Raw genomic sequence first — 21,450 nt, 5'->3', positions numbered from 1 at the left:
ATATCGTTGATAGGCATAATTGCTTTTTTTATCACACAGCTTTTACGTGAGAAGTTAATAGTCAAGGCTATGAGTGTTTAGCTTTGACGTTCGATATCAATTCAGAGCCCCGGTCACCCAGGGCTTCTTGCTATTACAGGGCCGCCACATTTTGATTAAAGAGCTCTTTAAACTTCTTGTTGGTGAGCATTTTATCGACGAGCTAATGACGATATGTTAGTTGTGTCAGGTAGCTGATTGTCTTTTGAAATTACTATCCTTTCGGGTTAAGTATCGATAGAAACAGCCCTATTCAGACGCAGAACGTCAGAAATGGCATAAATAGGTACACATTCAAAGGACAGGAAAAGCAAGTTGGATCTGATTATGTACAGTTTAAATGGAGATTACATGATCCGCTTACCGGTCGATTCTTATCAGTTGATCCGTTGAGTGAAAAGTTCCAAAATAATGGCACCTACGCGTTCTCTGAAAATAAAGTTACAATTCACATAGAACTTGAAGGCTTAGAATCGGTGCCAGTGAACCCTGCGGGTGTTGTTTTTGGAAAAGCCCAAAATGCCTGGAATGGGGTTGTGCAAAGGATAAATGGCATTACAAGTTCAGCCAATGCTTATTTGAATTCAACGGAGAAAGCGGTTGCAGACGGCCTGTCACCTGTTGATGGAATAGCTTTTTTCTCAACCAATGAGGATATCAAAGGTAAAGGAAGTGGAATGAGACAAAGTCAATATCCCACCGGACCGATGGTTGACATTGACGCTATTTTAGGACCCGCTGGTGTAGCTACGGCCGATCCTTTAAAGGCTAGAATTGGTGGAACCACGGTTTTGGGTAAGATCATTAGTGTGATGGAAATGATGAAGGAAGCTTTGGGATTTGGGCAATCGGCTGGAGACGCCATAAATTCGGCTTTGCCAAATGACCGGAGAGAAACGAAAAAGAGTAACGCGGAAAAACAAAAGGTAACTCAAAGTCAGTATGACCAAAAGGAACAGGAACTTTCAATTATTCCTGGAAGGGGAAATGGAGGAAGCAATTATAATTTTGACAGCACTATGGCTATCTTTCGAGTTTTTGATCAACAAAATGCAAAAATAATTAGAACAGACACCGTAAAAGCACAAGATAAAAAATGAGTAATCGTAAGCAAAGTTTATATTTTCTATTTTTATTTCTATTCTCGTGTTCAACAGATAAGAAATCGGAATTTAGATATTTCCCTGATGGAAGTATTGAATTGGAAACCAAATATGTGAATGATTCTACCGGAGTTTTCTTGGCGTACTATCCAGGCGGTGCTAGAAAGGATTCAATGACACTAGTGAACGGAAAATTACATGGACGCTTGAAAAGATATTTCCCTAATGGTAAACTCAAAGAAGATTGTTATTGGGTCAATGATAAAAAAGTTGGTCCATGTAATACTTACTTCTTAAGTGGGAATTTAGAAAGCGTGGCTACATTTGATGATAGTGTCAAAGTGGGAAATGCATATGAGTACTATGATATTCCGGGCAAGAAACTCCGATTTACTGGAAATTATGCTAAGGTAAACGGTCGAAAATGGGTGAATTACACCACTTTATATGATAGTCTGGGTACGATAGAAAAAGCTTCTGTTCAAATTCGGGATATTAAGGGAAGTAAAACTGTTTCAATCAATGATTCGCTTAAACTAACATTTGATTTGGATCATCTTGAACTACCCCTCATAAGGGTGTTTATTGGGGATTATGATCAAAACTATAATCAGCCAGAAAATGCGAAAGATAAAGTATACGATGGGAAGGATAAAAGAATTGTTGCCTACATCGTACCTGCTAAACTTGGTAAACACACCGCGAGGGGATTTGTCCAAAATTATAAAGTCGTGGAAAATTTTAAGGATGGTACCTACAAAACCTATGGTAAAGACATCTATTGGAGTTACGATTACGAAGTAGTAAACAAGTGATGATGGGTACAGATAGTTTTATTATTCTTCTTGTATGGACAGTGGTCGGGCTATCTTCTTGCTCCCAAAAAAAAGACTCGATTTTAAAGTATCACCCTAATGGAGCATTAAAATCGGAAGAGATATCAATTAATGATTCCTTAAGTTTATATCGCAGTTATTTTGAAGATGGAGTATTGCAGAGTTCGGTTCACTCAATAAATGGGTTTGTATCAGGTCGGGCACGGCACTATTTTGAGAATGGTAAATTGGCGCAAGATTGGGAGTTGAAAAATGGATTACCAAACGGCAAATGTGTTCGGTATTATCCAAGCGGAAACATCTTTACTATAATTAACTACAAAGACAGTGTTAACGTTGGAGATGCATATCAATATTATGACATGCAAGGTAAAAAAATAAAGTATTTGACGAATTATTCGATAGTTCATGGGAAAAAGTGGGTCAACTGGCAAATACAATACGATAGTCTGGGAAATGTAAAAAAGACGACAACTAAGATTAAAGAGATAATAGCCCCAAGCGAAATTAAGCTTGGGGACTCTCTCAAACTTGAATTTTATTTAGAATATCCGCAGTATCCTAAAACAAAAGTATACTATGGGGACTATGATGAAGATTTTAAATTAACTGATACTTCGAGTATCAAAGGTTCTTATGGGTCAAAAAATGCCGTTGCAATCTATATCAGGCCCAGAAAATTAGGTAAAGAGACCGTTCGAGGTATTTTGGAGAATTATAAAGTTCTTGATAGTTTGAAAACTGGTTTCACAAAGACGGAAGGAAAGATGATCTATTGGAGCTATAATTATGATGTCGTTAAATGATTAAATAGCGGGGAATCTTGATTACTATCAAGGTAAAATCAGATACGATCTGACCTAAATAATAATGATAAACCGAATTATTTTAATATTATTTGTTAGTACCGTTTTGCTTTCCTGTTTCAGAAATTCTGAATCAGAATTTCAATATTATTCTGACGGTCGTGTTCAAAGGGAAATAAGGTTTATAAATGATTCTACGGAAGTGGCCTTAACCTATTTTGAAGCGGGAGGGTTAAAAGATTCTATAACTATGATCAACGGTAAGATATCTGGACGTAATAAGAAATATTACCTAAATGGCAATCTTGAAAAAGATTGCTTTTGGAAAGATGGCGTTTTAAATGGTCCATGTAGATCTTTTTATCAAAGTGGAAATTTAATGAGCGTAGTAACTTATGACTTAAATATAAATGCTGGAAATAGCTATGAGTATTTTGATCTTCCCGGAGAAAAAATACAATACTTGGGAAATTACGCAAAAGTACGCGGGAAGAAATGGGTAAATTATCAAACTTGGTATGATAGTCTAGGGAATATCCAAAAAGCAACTGTCAGGATTCATGAAGTAAATGGCTTAAAAGTGGTTTCCTTAAACGATTCACTAAAAATTACCTTTGAAATGGATCACCTTGAATATCCTCTATTGAGAGTTTTTATCGGAGATTATAATAAGGAGTATAATCTTCCGAATAAGTCCACTCTTAGGGTTTTTAATGGGAAAGTATCCACAATTGTCGCATATATAAAACCTAAACAGGTAGGGCAACAAACAGCCAGGGGATATATTCAGAATTTCAAAATTCTTCAAAAATTTTCTGATGGAACTTACAAAACTGAAGGAAAGGATATTTATTGGAGTTATGATTATGAGGTGAAGGCCAAGTTATAATATTTGAAGGATAGTTTTTGACTTTTGATAATCATCTAAAAATTATTTTCGAAAGCCTGAGTGTAACATCTCAGGCTTTTTTCAATGTGTTGTTTGATTAAAGTGTTATACGGGAATAATGCAACGTCTGATAAAAAGGGAAACATAACTTTTGGAATAAATAGCACTTCTAAAGTCGATAATGGGACGGCGATATCTACAAATTTTGTGTTTGGATTATGGATTTGCTTGTGGATCATTTATTGTGGGGTAACTCAATATTCCAATCAACTTCCGAAAGTCTTTGAGCAATCTTGTTTAAGGTTCTTAATAGTAAAGTGTCGTTTGGCAAAGGTCCGTACACGAGATTTTTAAATTCACCGTTATAGATGGTCTTTAGTTCATTCCAGACATTTTCTGTGTCTGAAAAAATCAAGGCATCTTTCGGGTGAAAGGCCAACCATTGATTGTTATTTTTAAAGCTAATGACATCATCTTGACCTACTTTTAACAGCATTTCATCAAATGCAGGTGAGTCGAAGAACATAGCGTACTCGTCTTGTTGCAGTAGCTGATGTAAATCGTAGGTGTGTCTAATCTTCTTTTTTAAGTCGTTGATTGGATTCTCGGCATATGAGAAACGAACAAGACTCATTATTTTTTCACAGAGCGTTCGGATAGGTTCCAGAACCTTAACCTCAAAGGGCAGCAGCCCGTATTCTTTTGCAATATCCTCTTGCTTATTGTTAACCATCATTTCACCGACAAAAGAATTTAGCTTTCTGGATGTATAAGGTTCGAAATACCCTAACCAGGTAGCCTCCAGGATAATGACATCTCTTACTTGCCCATAAGTCCCTCTAAATTCTTTCTGAAAGGCATGGGCTGTTTTTCTGTTCATGCCTCTTTTATGGGTAAGTCCTTCAATTTCTGTTTCAGGCATGGTCTCGTTGATAACCGAACCAAGTTTTTTCAGTTTGGTAGTAAGCCTGTTATCGGTTTCTCCCTCTCGTCTCAATACGACTAAATCAATATCTTCCGAAAAACGGTCTATCATGGCGAAGCATTTGGATAATGCGGTACCTCCTTTAAAAATCGTATCTTCTCCAATAGAATGGTGAAAAATGACGTATAATGCATAGGTCACCCAATAATCTTTTTCTATGTAGATAGCCGGTAATTGCATTTGATCAGCCGTGAACTGAACAGCTTGCCTAAAAAGCGTTTTGTTTTCGTGAAGTCTCATATGATGTTCCATTTGACAGTTGTACTGAGAACTTTGTCGACACTAGAAAGCTTATATTTAGTGATAGGGTTCAACGTTTTATAGAGCGAGTCTGTTAATTCATTTTCTTTCAATTCATCCAATAAGGCTCCCAGCAGCGCCCGGGTTGCAGGTTGATATTTAAGAGCTAAGCGGACGAGGGTGGTTTGTTTCTCTTTTGATAAATCTTTCAATATGGCGAGCAAGCGGTTTGAAGATGTTTCCAAATTGGCATCCGGAATTAGTTTTATAGTCCGAATGGCGTCTAGAATTTGTAAAAGCGGAATATTCTCTTTGGTGATCGTGTTTTTTTGTTTTAGAAATGAAATTTTGTAACGTTCCCGCTGAAAGGCAGGGCGGATCTCTTTTTTGCCAATTTGTATCGTGTTACTGACCTGTGTGGTTAATCCCAGCTGATTATATATACTGTAACCGGTGAGATATCCTGTAATCTTTCCATTGTCTTCCAATAGATCCTTAACTATCTGGGCTTGATTAGGAATCAGATTGCCGAAAGGTGTCGTTTCTGGTTTGTAATATTTCCCCTTGGACAGCTTTGTAATCTTACCTGACAGAGCCATACGGTTAAGTGCTTTTATTACAGCTTCTTTCTGACTAGCCATTGAAGGAAAATCAGAATAGGTGAATATATAGCCTTTGGGTAGCCTGTTTACTGTAACTGCTATGTAATCAGATATTTTCATGTCTTAATATTAACACAAATATTTTATTTTGTCCAGTTTATTATTAAAAAAACTGGACATTTTTCCCTTCTAAATCTAATTGACAAAGGTGGGGATATCAACCTGAGTTATTCGAACTTTACTTTGGGTCCATAAATTTAGCAGCAACATTTATTGCATTATAGACTGGATCATCCGAAAGCCGGGCATAAATAGCCGTCGATGCATGACTTTTATGGTTAAGTGCTTTTGCAATCATTGGTAGACTGGCACCACTGATAGCCATGTAGCTTCCAAGCGTGCGACGTAGGTCATGCATGCGGATATCAGAAACGTTCATTCTATCCTTAATGCGTTGGAAGGCTTTCTTAGGGTCATTCAGATATCCCTTTTGACCTTCGCCAGGAAAAATATAAGTAGAGAGGCTATTCTCGTTTTGTGCTTTTCGTTTTATAAGAATTTGCACTACTTTTTCGGTCAACAGTACAATGTTCACGTCTTTGTTCTTGGTATGAGATTCCGGAATTCTCCACCTGTTTAAATCGAACGAAATATCCTGCCAGCGCATGGAAAGGACGTTGGATTTTCTTGCGCCTGTTAGAAGCAATACGCTGAAAAAGTCCCGGAATAATTCATTTTCTTCATCCAAGGCTTGATAGAATAAGTTTAGCTCATCTAGGGAAAGAAAGCGATCCCTGGCAATACTACGATATTTCTTGACTCGCGAGGAAGGGTTACTCCCCGCGATTAGTCCTTCACGTAAACCAAAATTATAGGCAGCACTGATAATGGTGAGCAGGCGATTGGCTGTTCCAGGAGCTCTGGAAGTTCCTATTTTAGTATGAAACTGTCTGATTTTTTCAGTCGGTATGTCTTCTGCCTTCATTTTTCCAAAGGCAGGAAAGACATGGCATTCCATCATTTTTAGATTGGCTTCGGGACGCTTGGTGAATTTCAAGGCATGCTGGTTATAATAAGATTCATAAAGTTCTTTAAAAGTGAGTTTTTGTTGTTGTTCTTGTTTTTCCTGTATCGGATTGGAACCAAGAGTAATCAAGGAGTTTAGTCGCTTAGCTTCATTACGAGCTTGCTCAATGGTAATATTTTCAAATTTGCCGATTTTGATACGTTCAGGTTTTTTGTCTATCCGGCGTCTGAGATAATAGGTTTTTAAACCAGAGGGATAAACCGTTAGATTAAGTCCAGGGACTTTGGAATCATAGACGCAGTAACGATTTGGACCCGGACTCAGTTTTTCAAGATTAGCCTTCTTGAATGAAATGGTAGTGGGATTTAATGCGTTCATAGTCGCTCTCCTAAATTTAATCAGACTCTCCAGTGCCACGCCAGTGCCACGCTTGTGATGAATTTGGATCAATGACGATATTTGAAGAATAGGGTTATTTCTTTTTGTTTTCAAGTGTTAATATGCAACAATTAACGTGGGTCAATACCCAATAAATGCCTCAAAAAAGTTTTGGTAAGGGAGAGGTCGACAGTTCAATCCTGTTCGGCAGCACCATTTTTCAAGGACTTAATTAGAGATTCTTTTCGAGATTTTATCCAGTGCCACGCCAGTGCCACGCTTCGGGTTAATTAATCTACCTAAATATTGTTTCACTGGAATGGTCATTCCGACTTGGTTCTTGACCGATGGAATTAAAAATCGGACGATTAAGGTGTTTTCATTAATATGGAACCTGCTCATTCTTTCACCTTTATTATCCTTCATATACTTATGGTTTTTTTATTTGACTCCCCATGGTTGAGTACTTAGTTTCTGGATTCCACGCCATCGAGATGGTCTGGTTTTAGTGTTAAGGCTCATTTTCAGGAGGACAGGCTATGCAGAATTCTCAGGATGTATTGGTGAACCGGAAAGCAGCAGCAAAATATCTAAATATGTCTCCCAACACGTTAGCGGTTTGGGATTGTACAAAGCGTTACGATTTGAAACCCATCAAAATAGGACGGTCAGTCCGTTATAAACAATCCGATTTGGATCAGTTTGTTGAAGACCGTTTAGCTGTCTAGATAAGCAAAAAGGAAGGATTAAACTCCTTTCTTTTTTATTTTCAGTTTTATTCTTCGGAGATCGTCATGAACATTGATCATGCGAAAGCTACCCCTTTGCGCGAAATTCTAACCCGTCTCAACTATAAACCCAAACGTACCACCCAGCACAAGCTATGGTATCTATCCCCATTACGCACTGAAAAAACAGCCAGCTTTGTTGTTAATTTACAACTGAACAGCTGGTATGATTTTGGCGAGGGAATTGGCGGAGATGTTGTCAATTTTGTTTGTGCCTATCTCAAATCGCATAAAGAAGAACACACTGTATCGGATGCGTTGCGTTGGATAAGCAATATGGCCGGAGATATTACACCGGATTGGTGTGTGTTCCGTCATTCGGAACCTTTAAAAGAAGAATCTGCGCTGGTTCTTAAGCGAACGCAGCCTATTCAAAATAAGGGGCTCATTCAATATTTGGACAATCGAGGCATTGCATTTGATGTGGCGAATAAACATTTAAAAGAAGTGCGTCTCCATAATAAAAACTCTGACAAATGTTTTACAGCATTGGGCCTGTTGAATGAAGACGGCGGTATGGAATTGCGTAACCCATTTTTTAAAGGATGCTTCAAAACAAAGAGCTTCTCGTTTGTCAGAGGGTATGATCCAACGTCCCATGGCATTCATGTATTTGAAGGCATGATGGATTACTTGTCACTGGCGACCATTAAAAGAACGCAATCACTCAAGGATGATGCGCTGATTTTAAATTCGGTTAGCTGTTTAAATCCTGCCATGAGCTATATCAAAAACTATCATTATAACATGGCCTATAGTTGGATGGATAATGATCGGGCTGGAACCATGGCCACAGATCATTTGGATTTATTCTTTAAATCCTATGAGATTATGCAGCATAAACCAATGAACACGCTCTATGCCGCGCATAAGGATGTCAATGCCTGGCACATGCACAAAAAAAACTTGGTGATATAGGAGGGAATCATGATGGACGATTTAAAATCCTTGTTTCACGTTTCGGAAATTGAGATCACCTATAAGAATAAGAATCCTTATCATGAGCGGTTGATTGTTGATGCGCCGTGGTACGCCTATGATATTTTTAAAAGTACCTGGGATACAGGCAAAATTGAGCTTTTGGAACAGTTCAAAATTATGTTGTTGGATAATAAATCCAACTGTTTGGGCTTGTCTGAAATTAGCACTGGCGGCCTGGATTGCTGTTTTGTTGATCCAAGAATGATATTTGTAACAGCTTTGAAAAGTAAAGCCACGCGATTAATTTTTGCTCATAACCATCCCAGCGGTATGCTCAAACCCAGTGAGCCGGATATCGTGATGACAAAACAGATGGTGGATGCCGGAAGATTGCTGGATATATCGGTTATGGATCATTTGATTATTGCGCCGCACGGATATTACTCATTTGCAGAAAATGGCATCATGTCAAACTGGTGCTCTAAGCAGACGCCACACTCATCCAGTCCAATTCCTTAATCTTTCCGTCAATCGTTGGGCGAATGACAAAGAGATGGTCTGAGTTAGTTGGTCAATTCTCTTTTCTGTTATTTGCCGATGTGATGTCAGCTTTGCCCAACGCTTGTGATACGCCAATCCCTGCTTTTTGCAAACCAAAAAGCATCTGACGACTCCGTCCTAAAAATAGACATTGCACATCAATTTTTAGGCCTTCGGGGTGCTGATCCCGCACTTATGGGCAGGATTAGCTTCCATCATCAACAACAACAGATAAGGATCAGAAGATGACTACACCAATTGAAACCAAATCCAAAGTGCCAACCCACACGATTTATTTTTTGAGAAATAAAGAAGGTATGGAGAAACCGGAATGGGTCAAAGCTGGAGTTGCCTGGGAACACCATGATGGTGAAGGATTGAATTTGTCTATTCTTAATCTGGATCGTGAGGTTTCACTGACAGTGCGTAAGAACAAACCAAAACCGGAATAAACACAACAGAGAAGCCGGGCGGCATTCCCGTCCGGCTATTTGTCCAAAGAATTCACAGATTCTAAAATTTTAGCAGCATAAGGAAGGTTCCAGATGAACAGCCATCAATCCAAAGATTCCAATCAGTCAATCGCTACACCTGATATCTATACTCGCGTTACAGATAAAATCATGTCCGATTTGGAACGAGGTGAGCTTACCTGGCGTAAACCTTGGAATTCTCAAAACCTGTCCGCACACGTTACATTCCCCATGCGCTGGAACAATATTCCTTACACCGGAATCAATACCATTTTGCTTTGGGCAACTGCAGCAGAGAAATCTTATGATCTGCCGCATTGGATGACCTTTAACCAAGCCTTGGAACTAAAAGGCTCCGTAATCAAAGGTGAGAAGGGGACGCAGATTGTTTACGCCGATCGTATGGTCAAGGAAGAAGAAGACAAAAATGGTGATACGCAACTCAAACAAATTCCGTATTTGAAAACTTACACTGTATTCAATGTGTCTCAAATCAACGGACTACCGGATCAGTATTACAAAGCACCGGAAGTGAAGCAAACAGAACTGAAACAACGTATTGCTGAACTGGAATCATTTTTTGCAAACACCAAAGCCGATATTTATACCGGAACAGAGGCATCATACAATCAAAACGCAGACCGTATTCAAATGCCGCCGATTGAGATTTTTGATAGTGTCGAAGATTATTATTCCGTATTAGCGCATGAATTGACCCACTGGACAAAGCACCCTAAACGCCTGGATCGTGATTTTGGCCGTAAGAAATACGGTGACGAAGGTTACGCCAAAGAGGAACTTGTCGCTGAAATTGGATCTTGCTACCTGTCTGCACTCTTGGGTATTGAACCAATGCCAGAGGAGAAACATGCTGCCTACCTCCAATCCTGGCTCAAAGCAATCAATAATGATAAGCGATTGATTTTTGCCGCTGCGTCTTATGCGCAAAAGGCGGTTGAATATGTTCAGGGGTTGCAACCTTCATCATAAGGTAACTTTTACCAGATTCGCTATGTATCGTGGTCACTATTCTTTAGTATGCAAATAGGGGAAATAGCGAGATAACTTAAAATTAACCAAACATTTTTCTCTTAATATGCTCTAAAGAAACAAGACATGGGCAACAATCAATTTGAATGAATTATATCTATGCCTTATAAAAAAATTGAATTTATTTTTGAAACGTGTATAATATACTGTATGGCTACTAGCGGAAAGAGCATTTTAATTTCTCGATAGGAGAGTTTATGTCACTTTTTAAATCATTGAAACACGTTGCTTTTTCAGCGTGTGCCACAATTATCACAGTTGCTGGTATAGAATTTTTGCTTCCTAGTAAGGAATTAGATTCACTGTCTCAGCCTGGTAAGTCAATTGCAAAGGTGCCTATTAAATATGATATAAAAGACAATATACCTTCTATAACAGGTATTTTGGGCGTTGTAGATACAACAAATCTTAAAAGAAACGATCCTAATTTTTAACAGACCTTATCACGAATTAAATTGTAAGACAGTTTTCCAGTCGGCTATCAGCCGTCGACAGTTGTCCAAAATTTGGTTTCGCGTATTAATCTGAAAGCCGACTGCCGAAAGCACTACAAAGGAAATCGTGATAATGTCTTATATCGTTGAATTTTTAGAATATAATAATTTCCAAGGTTTGAATTTGTTAATAAAATAGAGAATTGTAGAAATTGACACAATCCTAAAAAATCGGTCTAAAATTATATATATTATGTGATCTAAAATGCCTAATAATATATTTTTTTTATAAAAATTAGATTTGCTTCGACTATGGTATGCCCATGAGAATTTAGGATTCAATTCTATGGCTTTTCCAAAGTATTTTATTGCTGAATTATGATCTTTTAGGTGTTGATACGTACGTCCTGCCCAATAGTATGCAGTATCTGTTGGGGATATTTCAATTAATTTTTGATAATAGTCTGAAGCTTCTCTGTATTTTTTGTTGGTGTAAAAAATATAAGCGGAATAGTAGTTAAACAGTGTGTCATTAGACATTAATTTGGAAACAAAACTAAGGTCCGATTTTGCGCTGGACAAATTGTTATTCTTAATAAAATATTCCGATCGATATTTCCAAAGTTCAACATTAGCGCTGTCTTCGATTAAATCTTCGGTAATTAGTTTTATGGATTCGTTATAGTTGCCTAAACCAGAATTTGCCTCAGATAACTTTAAGTTAATATTTTTATACTTATAATTTTGTTTTTTAATTAATAACAAATCATCGATTGCGGATTTGTTATTATTTTCATAAATTTTAATAGTGGCCATAAGGAATAAAGCATCATGATCCTTAGGCTTTCTGGATAAAACAATATTGATATATTGTTTCGATTTGTCAATATTGTTTAAACTGAATTCTAAATTAGCACCTATAATAAATAGGTCATTATACATTTTGAATTTTCTAATACTCTTATTTAATAGTTCATTTGATTTTTTGTGTTGGCCTAAATGAATTAATGAAAGTACTATATTCTTATGTGATATTGAATCATCGGGATTTAACAAGATAGATTTTTCGAAATTGTGTATTGCTTCTTCATATTCTCCGCAATTTGCCTTTATAGCTCCAATTTCGAGATAGTATGTGCTTTCATAGGGGTCGAGCCTGGACGCAATTTTGTAATCTAGGATAGCTGCTTCATGTCGTTTTAGAACGGATTTTAAATTAGCTCTTGAAGAATAAAAATCCGCTACTGTAGAATCATAATTTATAGCTATGTCAAAATACCTAAGGGATTGAAATAAGCTATCTTGTTTCCAATAGCATTTAGCCTTTAAAGAATATAGTTCAGCATTTGTACTATCAAATTTGAGTCCTTCATTGCATGCTTTTATGGCTTCATAGGTTGATGAAACATTATAATGACTTACTGCCAAGTAGTGATAGTTCTCTTTTAAGTCCGGATTAATAATGATAGAATTATTAAAATCAACGATTGCCTTTTTGTATTCTTTCATTTTTGCGAATATGTGCCCTCGTAACATTAGCGCAATATTATTATATGGGTTTATAGAAATAGCTAAGTCATAACTAGAAATAGCACTTTCATTCATTTCCAATAATGAAAATGCATGGCCTTGCTCTGTAACTATAATTGACTTTTCTTCGTTTGAAGAATTTTCATTCCAGGCGATTAAACTAGGGTTTGTTTTTCCAATTTTAGCATTGTAAATAGTTATTAGCCATTTATCGAATCGTTTATCATTTATATGAAAATTTCCTTGTTGTATATCCTCTGTACTTATGCTTTTTTCTAATTTGGTATTGTTATTTTCTGTATTATATTCAGAAGAAATAATAGATAAAAGTGTATCACTCGCAGTGCTTTTAAAGCAAATATCCCCAATAGAACAGTTGCTTTTAATATTGTGTATATTTCCCCATAGAATTATGTCTGAATTTGAATTAAATGAAATTTTTTTTGCATCAGATTTAGATTCTATCGTTGTTTTAATGTATGTAGATTTAATTGGCAAATTCCCTTCATCTGCAAGATTATTTATCCTATTTGATAGGTACATTCCAAAGCATTCGCTTTCAATACTGGAAATATAATCCTCAAATCTTGCAACAATTATATAAAGAGAATCTTTTTTGTTTGTATAAATAATATTTTCTTTTTTAAAATTGTTCTCTGCATTACTTGAAGTATTTTTATTATTTTGTATTCCAATATAGCCGAATATTACGCCAAGAATTGCACATGAAGTTGCAATAAATCGTTCAATAAATGCAGTAGTGATATGTTTTTTTAATACGATTATCTTGGGTATAATTATTCTTATCGTATCGATTATTTTTTTTATAATTCCTTCCATATCCTGTTTGTTCTATAAAAAATACTATTGCGAAGGCAGTATTTTAATCTATTAATTTTAGGGCATGTTTTTATAAACAAAGGGAACTCATTCGTTTGCATTTTTACAAAGAAACAGGCTTTTAGTCTAGAAAGATATTAATTAGTGGAAATGGTTATTTTAAATACGAATGGTTCATTTGTTTTACTTGATATATTGAAACGAAGGTCTCTAGCAGTAATTGTGCGTGATACATGATCCAGAAAATCCATAAATAGTGCTTCCAATCCATATCCCTTCATTGTCACCGTATGACTTGAAAACTCCAGTCTGATTTCATTAGTCTCCTTTGTCGGATCAAACTCCGCCGCGATCAAATACGCATAGTTAAAAAACATCCGTTTCCCATCTGGCCAAACAAAGCACACATTTCGTGTGGTTCCAGGCGTTACATACCGTTCAGCATTCGCCTCCGTTGAGGACGCATCCTGATTGGAAGCAGGATTGTTCTCCCGCATCTTATCAAATTTGAGATTATATCCCTGGCTCATAATCACGGTTGTGTTTTGGTTTCGGGGTTTCTTTCCATCTGCTAGCGTCCCTGTCAGTCGGTTTGTTCAAATACGGCACTTGCTGCATATTGTGTCGTGCCTGCTGCATGGCTATGTCTTTGACCTTATCAGTGCTGTGTCCCACCAGTTCTATTGCTGATTGTCGATCACCGGCTCTGGCGGCATGGGCTAAAAGTTCCTCTTTATCGTCGGTATAGATCCGGGCAATATCACGACCTCGTGAAACGGAAACATAAAATTGTTTTGCATCTGTTGCCGGAAACGTCGCAGCGGGTTGTGCGATATAGACCTCATCCACGGTTTTACCTTGTGAAGCGTGGCTGGTAATACAATAGGCATGGGTTAGGTGGCCATGATCCTGATTTACTGCGTAAGTTGTATCAGTCGCCGGATTGACTAAATGGATATCGCCTTTCTTGGTGACATTGGCTACATCCAATAATTGCCCATTATGGAGCCGCTTTCCATTGGCATCAAAGCCGTTTCGCGTCAAACGAATTTTATCACCCTTGGCAAGTTCCATGGTATCTTTGCGATACAAATCATAGTCCTTACTTTTGTCCACCGGAAGTGAGGCATAGACATCCTCATTGTTTTTGATCAAAACATCTTTTTCAGAGGCATCTTCAATCTCCCACACGCTGCCTCGCTTGATACCCGGGAAATTCTGATTGAATTGTACCAGCATACCCGGCTGCATATTCCGCCAATCTTTCTTTTCGGCTTCGGTAAAATTACAATTGGATAAGCGTTCAACCGTAATTTCTCGTTTGCCAAGCTGATCGTCGGCTCGAAGTTTCTTCCGAATTTCGGCAGTAACTTCTTCGCTTTGGGCGTGGGTCGGGGATATGACCAATACTGATTTCCCTTTGGAAACGGCATCGGCATAATCATTGACCAATTGTATATGCGGATCCAACGGATCAATGGTTTTAATGGCATCCATGCTATCGAGTTTTTCGAAAGCGGATGAAATTTGCCCATCGGCCAGATCCTGTACAACTTGGCGGTAATGCTCGTGGCGTTGCCGATAGATTTTATTGACTTCGGACGTTTTGATCTTACCAACCGTATTCAAAATCCGTAAGGCATCACCACGAACCACAGAAGAATGTTGTCTGGTATCGCCTCCTAAAATCAAACGAGCATTTTGTTTTTGACTAATCTCTAAAAGAGCGGTCATGTCTTTGGTACCTAGTAAACCGGCTTCATCCACCCAGAGAACCTGATCTTTAAGCTGGTTTTGCAAATTATGATCCAGCAGGAGTTTGCTTACGGTTTCAGCTTTGTCAAAACCTTCATCCCGCAAAACACCCCGGGAGGCCTGAGACGTCGGGGCAATGACGATGACTTCTTTGCCAGCCTTATTAAAATGCTGTACCGCTTCTTTCATCAGGGTTGTTTTACCGGAACCGGCAGCCCCTCGAATAATTGATACTTGATTGGTCGTGGTCAAAACATGTGTGACGGCTTCTGCCTGCTGACCTTTTAGATTAACTTCAGGAGCCTGGAAATATAACGGCACCATACGGCCTTGACCTTTACGGGCGAGTTGCACCATGTGTTGTTCTTCGGACAGAACCTCTTTGGTGGTACACATGGTTTTGCCTTTTTCCTGAACTTGGAGGAAGGTTGGATTATTTTGCAGGGATTGCGTGATCTGATCCAGTTTGGCCTCTGTGTGACCAATGGCGTGGCGATACGCTGCCATCAGCAATCTTCTGTCTTGAATCACGGAAGCCCGCTCAAAAGCATGGAGGGACGCGTGGTCAATACAGCGTTCAGCGCTTAAAAGCTCTTTATCTGTTTTTGGAGCATAACGAACCAGTGAACCAGAGGCCTCTTTGTCTTTAAGTTCCAAAGTGGCCAACTGTTGTTTCCATGCGGCTTTGAGTTCTTCCATGCTGTGACCCGTTTGTTTTTTAGCTCGTGTCCGTGCACCGAGCTCGTCTTTACGTTTGTCGTCTTTGATACCTTTTTCTTCCGCAACCCGGTCAATCTCATCGGTGCGTTTAGAGAAAAGTTCAATAGCTTCTTTGGGTACACCGATAATCTCAAATGATTTTGGTGTTCGTTTGATCTGATAACCTTGCTCAGTTAATCGGTCGGAAAGCTTCTTGTGAAAGCGTGCTTGATAATAGGGCATGTCCCGTTTGATATCCCGAAACTGTCCGGCTTTAAATGCTTTCTCTTCTTGATCGTACGTGGCATTAAAGACAAAGCAGTGGGCGTGAAGATGCGGATCGGGCAGGGCGTTATCCACCGGGCGAGCCGTTTGATGAATAAAATCGGCCCAAATTAATTCGCCTGTGTCGCGCTCATCATACTGACCGTTTTTTCGCACCCGTGTTTTGATATCAGCTTCAATATCTTTCATGGTATCATTGACACAAGACTGAAATGTTTTGAGGATATGATCGTCTTTTGCCAGTGCGTGAATAATTGAAACCGATTTCGGACAGTGAAAATTAATATCGTATCCGGTCGTACGTTCCAATTTTGTACGCAGCGTTAAAGACTCTCCGGTAGTTGGATTTTTATTTTCACACAAAGCAAAAAATACGTCCCGGGTTGCTGGTCCTGCTACGCCTAAACGCTCTGCTAGTTTTCCTTGTATTTGACCATTGAGCTCTTGATCATTGATATAGTAATCCGACTTCGCCAAACTTTCGGAGAAGTAATCTTTGGCATGTGCAGCCGAGGAGCTTTGGATCATTCGAATCATGACGAGCAGTGTAAACCAGCTTCTGAAAATGAGCGGGGTGTTTTTTATTTTTGGTGCACAATTAACAAGGGTATAACTTTACCCTAAGAGTGAGCAGTGCTTGGAAAGACGTATGTGAGTATTAAACAAAAAGCATCAGACATCTTCCCTAACACAGCTTAGGACTATCGCGCCTCCACAAAATCCGTATCGACAATGATACTATCGACCAATTGACGGCGTACTTCGGGATCGGCCGGTGTCCTTCCATAATAGCGTACACCACGGGTATCCTCGGGATCCATACCATCGACAAAAGCGTTCACAGACTCTTCATTGAGGATCATCTCATCGATCTTATCCATGATAAAATTGTCGCCATTATGATAGGTGGCAACGTAGCTTAACGAGTAACAGATTGCACAAACCATAATTAGAACACCCACAGGCTGCGCAATGAAGATCAAGGCAAAACCAATTATAAAAAAGAATGCGGGTTCAAGCATTGTTTCAATCTCACGGATGTTGAAGGAGCGGCCTTTGAACTGGAATTGATAAAAGGAAGGATGTATGGTTCCAGCGGAAAGACTAAACCGGGCAAAGTCAAAAACGGAAGGCAAGCGTTTGAGTTCATGCCGCCGGTCAAAGCACTTGGCAACAAACCCGGCCAGGCATAAATACCATGTCAAATATCTTTTCAGAAAAGTAAGAATATCAAACTCCGCACCACTATAACGGTTAAACAAAGAGGGGACAGCGCCAATCGTAAACGGGATACTAAGCAGTATAAAAGCAGTGACCATTGCTGTGGAAAAAGAAAAATATCTTTCTCCGAGATTTTTTCTAATAAAAACCTCCAGTAATAAACGTGGAATGGAACAGATTGCATAAAAGAAAGCTAGAAAGAATTCTTTGATTGCATTGTGGCGTCTGAACATTGTCCGGTAATACAGGTTCTTTTTCATGATAGAAGGGGGATTGGTTTAACATTGGAATTTATGATTAGGAAGGAATAAATTGCTGATTGAAAACCATCTTGACGTGATTCTGTCCGTTCAAAACCATGTCACCTTGTTTATGTAGGACACCTTCAACACGGAAATTATTGAGTGGGCCGCCGGTTCTAAACTTAACGAACTCTTCTGGTCTCATGAGTTTATCCACTAAAAGAGAACGTGAGCGCGTGCGGGAGAAATCTTTCGATACGGTCAAGGAATCTGAGCGGTCTTCAAAGAATGCTTCACCAATTAAATCGGAGGCATATTTATTGGTTTCAATATCGGCATTGGCGTGGAAGATCTTGGTTGCCAATGTTCCCATAAAACTTTTGACCTTGTACTCAGCCTTTTGCCCACCCATGGAGGCATAATAGTTGGGTAGGTTTTGAGATATATAAACGGTAGCAACACGGCTCGATCTTGCCGTTGCCTGGAAATCGGGATCATGTTCATGGATAAAGTTTTGGGCTTCGTCCGCCCAAAGAAATACAGGACGACCATTATGATGGACATTACGCTTTTCCATGGCACGTTGCCAGACATATTTAAACAGGATCTGACAGTCACGACCGACTTTATGATAGAGCTTAACGGGTAAATTGATCAGAATGATTTTTCCATTGAGACAATCTTCGGGTGTGATTGTTGATGCGTTTTTAAAAAACAGAGAATAAACGGGTTCGCGTAAAAGCCGGAACAAAAATCCAGAAAATGTGAAATCGATAATGGAACGTGTTTTTTCTGACAAGCCAATAAAATTATCAAAGAAGAATTGATCCAGAAATTTAAGCAACCTGGCATCTGGAATGGCACCAAACAATTGTTCCTCAAAGAGCGCATCATTTTCTTGCAGCTTTTCTTGAATGGAAAGAGGCAATGAAGCAAACCATTTATCGATCTGTGCTGTAACATTTTGACGCGCCGTTTCAAATGCTATCTGGAAGGCTTTGACTTCCACGTTTTCGGCACGAAGTTCATCCATACTTTTAGGGATGGTCTGTACGATATTGTACATATCCAAAATGGAGAGTTTTCCCTTACTTAACTTACATAAATCAATCACATTGAAAATGAGCATATCCAGGGCGGTTTCCCAAAACGGGTCATCGTTCTTGCCGGAGCTTTTTTCTTCACCGGCTCGGATCACTGTTTTTAGAACCTCAACAATGTTTTCCGTGATAGCGTGTTGTTGGTTATGGGATTTTGATTCATAATCAAGCACATTGAAGGTATGGCGACCACCCGGTTCGATTATGGCTAAATCCTGACTACGCCCGGCGATTTGGCAAAACTCCTGCCACATGTCTTTTTCATCTGGCTTGACGGTCAATATCAATCCGCCAAAACCAGCTTTGAGAAATTTCAAAGAAATCATCCTGCCAGATCCTGATGTTTTTCCTGATCCTATGCCGCCGAAAATTTGTGTGCCTTCAAAAGCGTGACGAAGTGTCCAGTAATTACGCGAAGTTTGGGAGACCAACTCAATGAGAGGCTGGTCTAAATCGAAAGACGCCATAGAGTTGAGACGTTTAAAGATTGATAGAGGATATTTAAAACTGGGAAATTAAAATAACAAAAACAAGATTAAATAGAAATTATTTTATTTCTATTTAAGGTCGTGAATAAAATATGACCCTGACTGTACTTAATACATGTCGATTTTTGCAGAATTTTCAGGACCATTAAAATAGCCATTCTTATCAGCGAAATCATAATACCATAGCGGAGAGTTGTCGGCGGCTTTTTTGCCTTCATCGAGCAGTGCCATACGGTAACCGATAATCGTCATGGCACGTATATCTATTTCATTTACGTGCTCATTGAAAATAACACCATCTTCATCGATTACTTTTTGCATCAATATTTCAGCGGTCAAAGAATATTTTAGCTCGGGAGCCATGCATAATAAATTGATAATTCTTTTTCGCGCAAAGAGGCCAGAAAATGTCTTGCTCCGTGCGTTGTAGTCCGCATATTGTTCGTCTGTGAAATCCAGGGAATCAAATGGGAGCATGTCTTTGTTGCGGATTTGCGTCACAAGGATATTGGCTTCTTCGTCGTATTTGAATTTATCAATACGACCATGATCGAATTCAGATAAAATAGCTCTTAAAAATGGATCGTAAGGAAGGGTGATATTTTGACTGGGGAGGTAACCTAAGCGTGTTTTAATAACGCGCAAAGCCCGACTTTTATATTGAGGTAATTCTGCTATCGGCGGCGCTATGTCGCTCCATGATAGCGTATTCGCTAGCCCGGCATATTCAGGTGTATCGGTAGGTAGAGTAGGGTGATGGGGTTTACGAGGTTCACCAGTGAGATCCTCCCAATATATAGGATCATTATCTTCTTCTGTGTTGTGAGGAGAATTGATTTTATCTGTGCTCATAACCAGTTCCTTTCACCCATTTTTGAATGTCCAGCTTTGTGCATATATTAGCATAATAATATTCTGTGTCAATATATTAATACGAATTGATATGGCGAAGGAGCAAGATGATAAGGCCGATAAAGATAAAATTGACGAGGTCGCATATCCCGAAGGCTACGAATACATCAGAGATATTGTCAAACCATATCGGGATGATATCTGGAAGCTGAATGAACAGATCGACAAATTGGATCAACAACAATTGGTAGCTCAAACATCCCAACCTGTATTAGCGCATAATCCACCTGGATTTACGCAAAGTCGATTTGTACAAGGAACGAGCCGTGAATATTTAGAAAATAAGAGGGAAGAAATCTATCAGCAATTGGATAACCGAACGAAAGTTGAAATAAAAGAACTTGATTCACAGGATCAGAAAAGCATTAAAGAGGCTGTCCGGGATGATGTAGACCGAAATCCCTTCCGGAATATGGACAAAGAAGAACTGAAAGAGCTCAAAAACGAGAACAAAGATTTATCAATGTCTCAAAATTACAGTGACATGCTGCTTAAAAATGAAAAGCAGGAAAAAGAAATAAATCCTGTTGAACAGAAGCCTTCCGTAGATAAGCCACAAGAGCCAGCCGTTCAGCCGTCGGCTTCCGAGCGTTACAATCGCACGCTCAGTTTTACAAAATCGATGGAAAATGCAAAGGATATAACATCAAAAGAGAAGGAGCCAAGCCCTGCACCTACAAAACAGGCGAGCAAAGAAGATAGATAAATCATTCTCTGTCCAACCCTTTATCTTTGGTAGGCTCCGTTCTGACCGGTGCGCTTCTATCTTTTTTTAACCAGTCGGGAAATTTTTCTCTGGCTTTTTCGGAAATGTATTCCTTCCGACCATCCTGAAACCCTTCCATACGAGGGGATTTAGCTTCTGTTTTAGAAAGCTGCTCCGAGAGTTCAGGCAGATATTTAGCAAAAATGTAACCGTCGTTGAATCCCTTTTGATAATGTGGATCAACAGTGTCGTGTTCTTCCATAGCTAAAAGGTGTTACGGGCGTTTTTATTCAAATAGGCTTCGATGGAATCCCTGTCATAGAGAATGATTTTCTTCTGTGGTTGAGAATAGCGGATTTTACCTTCATCCCGAAGTTTTTGAAGGGTTGTTTTGGATTTGATATTCAGCAGCTGCATGGCTTCTTGATCTGATAGCCATTTATCTTTGATCTCGGACTGGTTTTCTTTCAGCCTTGTGACCACTTGCTCAACCAGAGCATAGAATGCAACTTCTTCGAGACAGATAACTTGCATAAAACCAGACAATAGTTAATCGATTGA

General features: G+C 38.9%; 21 protein-coding genes and 1 pseudogene. 11 read left to right on the top strand and 11 right to left on the bottom strand.

Features of this window, described 5'->3' with window-relative positions:
* Positions 1-263: 263 nt before the first annotated feature.
* From RB622_RS27560 to RB622_RS27545, 4 genes and pseudogenes are all read left to right on the top strand, one after another.
* A pseudogene (locus RB622_RS27560) lies at positions 264-1,139 on the top strand (hypothetical protein); the annotation flags it as partial.
* On the top strand, positions 1,136-1,957 hold the full coding sequence (locus tag RB622_RS27555; protein WP_308050026.1) for a hypothetical protein: 822 nt from the start codon (positions 1,136-1,138) through the stop codon (positions 1,955-1,957). The pseudogene RB622_RS27560 and the gene RB622_RS27555, both read left to right, overlap by 4 nt.
* Positions 1,957-2,784 (top strand): hypothetical protein, encoded by an 828-nt coding sequence (locus tag RB622_RS27550; RefSeq protein WP_308050025.1) that lies wholly within the window; start codon positions 1,957-1,959, stop codon positions 2,782-2,784. Before RB622_RS27555 ends, RB622_RS27550 begins: the two co-directional genes overlap by 1 nt.
* 64 nt (positions 2,785-2,848) lie before the next feature.
* The gene (locus tag RB622_RS27545; protein ID WP_308050024.1) at positions 2,849-3,673 is read left to right on the top strand and encodes a hypothetical protein; all 825 of its coding nucleotides are present in this window, start codon (positions 2,849-2,851) and stop codon (positions 3,671-3,673) included.
* A gap of 235 nt (positions 3,674-3,908) precedes the next feature.
* Here RB622_RS27545 and RB622_RS27540 read toward each other — a convergent pair whose 3' ends face one another.
* The 3 genes from RB622_RS27540 to RB622_RS27530 all read right to left on the bottom strand — a co-directional run bounded on the left by RB622_RS27540 (position 3,909) and on the right by RB622_RS27530 (position 7,019).
* Entirely contained in the window at positions 3,909-4,898 is a 990-nt protein-coding gene (locus RB622_RS27540) for a nucleotidyl transferase AbiEii/AbiGii toxin family protein (RefSeq protein WP_308050023.1), read from the bottom strand.
* Positions 4,895-5,620 carry a DUF6088 family protein gene (locus RB622_RS27535; RefSeq protein ID WP_308050022.1) on the bottom strand — a complete coding sequence of 242 codons (726 nt, stop codon included), beginning with the start codon at positions 5,618-5,620 and terminating at the stop codon, positions 4,895-4,897. Before RB622_RS27535 ends, RB622_RS27540 begins: the two co-directional genes overlap by 4 nt.
* Before the next feature lie 118 nt (positions 5,621-5,738).
* Positions 5,739-7,019 (bottom strand): tyrosine-type recombinase/integrase, encoded by a 1,281-nt coding sequence (locus RB622_RS27530; protein ID WP_308050021.1) that lies wholly within the window; start codon positions 7,017-7,019, stop codon positions 5,739-5,741.
* Positions 7,020-7,444: 425 nt separating this feature from the next.
* On the opposite strand from RB622_RS27530, the gene RB622_RS27525 reads away from it, so the two are divergent.
* The 6 genes from RB622_RS27525 (at position 7,445) to RB622_RS27500 (ending at position 11,111) form a co-directional block, all read left to right on the top strand.
* Positions 7,445-7,633: a helix-turn-helix domain-containing protein gene (locus RB622_RS27525; protein ID WP_308050020.1), complete on the top strand. Its 189-nt coding sequence runs from the start codon at positions 7,445-7,447 to the stop codon at positions 7,631-7,633.
* Between the two features lie 66 nt (positions 7,634-7,699).
* On the top strand, positions 7,700-8,611 hold the full coding sequence (locus RB622_RS27520; RefSeq protein WP_308050019.1) for a toprim domain-containing protein: 912 nt from the start codon (positions 7,700-7,702) through the stop codon (positions 8,609-8,611).
* A gap of 9 nt (positions 8,612-8,620) precedes the next feature.
* Positions 8,621-9,133: a JAB domain-containing protein gene (locus RB622_RS27515; RefSeq protein ID WP_308050017.1), complete on the top strand. Its 513-nt coding sequence runs from the start codon at positions 8,621-8,623 to the stop codon at positions 9,131-9,133.
* Positions 9,134-9,399: 266 nt separating this feature from the next.
* Positions 9,400-9,606 carry a hypothetical protein gene (locus RB622_RS27510; RefSeq protein ID WP_308050016.1) on the top strand — a complete coding sequence of 69 codons (207 nt, stop codon included), beginning with the start codon at positions 9,400-9,402 and terminating at the stop codon, positions 9,604-9,606.
* Positions 9,607-9,699: 93 nt separating this feature from the next.
* Positions 9,700-10,617: a zincin-like metallopeptidase domain-containing protein gene (locus RB622_RS27505; protein WP_308050015.1), complete on the top strand. Its 918-nt coding sequence runs from the start codon at positions 9,700-9,702 to the stop codon at positions 10,615-10,617.
* Between the two features lie 257 nt (positions 10,618-10,874).
* Positions 10,875-11,111 (top strand): hypothetical protein, encoded by a 237-nt coding sequence (locus RB622_RS27500; RefSeq protein WP_308050014.1) that lies wholly within the window; start codon positions 10,875-10,877, stop codon positions 11,109-11,111.
* Positions 11,112-11,249: 138 nt separating this feature from the next.
* Here RB622_RS27500 and RB622_RS27495 read toward each other — a convergent pair whose 3' ends face one another.
* The 6 genes from RB622_RS27495 to RB622_RS27470 form a co-directional block, all read right to left on the bottom strand.
* Entirely contained in the window at positions 11,250-13,481 is a 2,232-nt protein-coding gene (locus tag RB622_RS27495) for a tetratricopeptide repeat protein (RefSeq protein WP_308050013.1), read from the bottom strand.
* A gap of 137 nt (positions 13,482-13,618) precedes the next feature.
* Positions 13,619-14,011, bottom strand: coding sequence for a hypothetical protein (locus tag RB622_RS27490; RefSeq protein WP_308050012.1), 393 nt, complete (start codon positions 14,009-14,011; stop codon positions 13,619-13,621).
* Positions 13,995-16,757 carry a MobF family relaxase gene (gene mobF / locus RB622_RS27485; RefSeq protein WP_308050011.1) on the bottom strand — a complete coding sequence of 921 codons (2,763 nt, stop codon included), beginning with the start codon at positions 16,755-16,757 and terminating at the stop codon, positions 13,995-13,997. Before mobF ends, RB622_RS27490 begins: the two co-directional genes overlap by 17 nt.
* 164 nt (positions 16,758-16,921) lie before the next feature.
* Complete coding sequence (locus RB622_RS27480) at positions 16,922-17,701, bottom strand: hypothetical protein (RefSeq protein ID WP_308050010.1); 780 nt, start codon at positions 17,699-17,701, stop codon at positions 16,922-16,924.
* Positions 17,702-17,738: 37 nt separating this feature from the next.
* Entirely contained in the window at positions 17,739-19,250 is a 1,512-nt protein-coding gene (locus tag RB622_RS27475) for a TraM recognition domain-containing protein (RefSeq protein ID WP_308050009.1), read from the bottom strand.
* A 129-nt stretch (positions 19,251-19,379) separates the two neighbouring features.
* Positions 19,380-20,123, bottom strand: coding sequence for a hypothetical protein (locus RB622_RS27470; RefSeq protein WP_308050008.1), 744 nt, complete (start codon positions 20,121-20,123; stop codon positions 19,380-19,382).
* A 91-nt stretch (positions 20,124-20,214) separates the two neighbouring features.
* On the opposite strand from RB622_RS27470, the gene RB622_RS27465 reads away from it, so the two are divergent.
* Positions 20,215-20,889, top strand: coding sequence for a hypothetical protein (locus RB622_RS27465; RefSeq protein WP_308050006.1), 675 nt, complete (start codon positions 20,215-20,217; stop codon positions 20,887-20,889).
* Between the two features lies 1 nt (position 20,890).
* Here RB622_RS27465 and RB622_RS27460 read toward each other — a convergent pair whose 3' ends face one another.
* Entirely contained in the window at positions 20,891-21,151 is a 261-nt protein-coding gene (locus RB622_RS27460; RefSeq protein ID WP_308050005.1) for a hypothetical protein, read from the bottom strand.
* 2 nt (positions 21,152-21,153) lie between these two features.
* A complete protein-coding gene (locus RB622_RS27455; protein WP_308050004.1) occupies positions 21,154-21,423 on the bottom strand; it encodes a helix-turn-helix domain-containing protein in 270 nt (89 codons plus the stop codon).
* Positions 21,424-21,450 lie beyond the last annotated feature (27 nt).

It is taken from the genome of Dyadobacter sp. LHD-138, assembly GCF_030929615.1.
Classification (GTDB): Bacteria; Bacteroidota; Bacteroidia; order Cytophagales; family Spirosomataceae; genus Dyadobacter.
The sequence above is the reverse complement of the archived record's forward strand: the minus strand, read 5'-3'. Positions and strand labels throughout refer to the sequence as shown.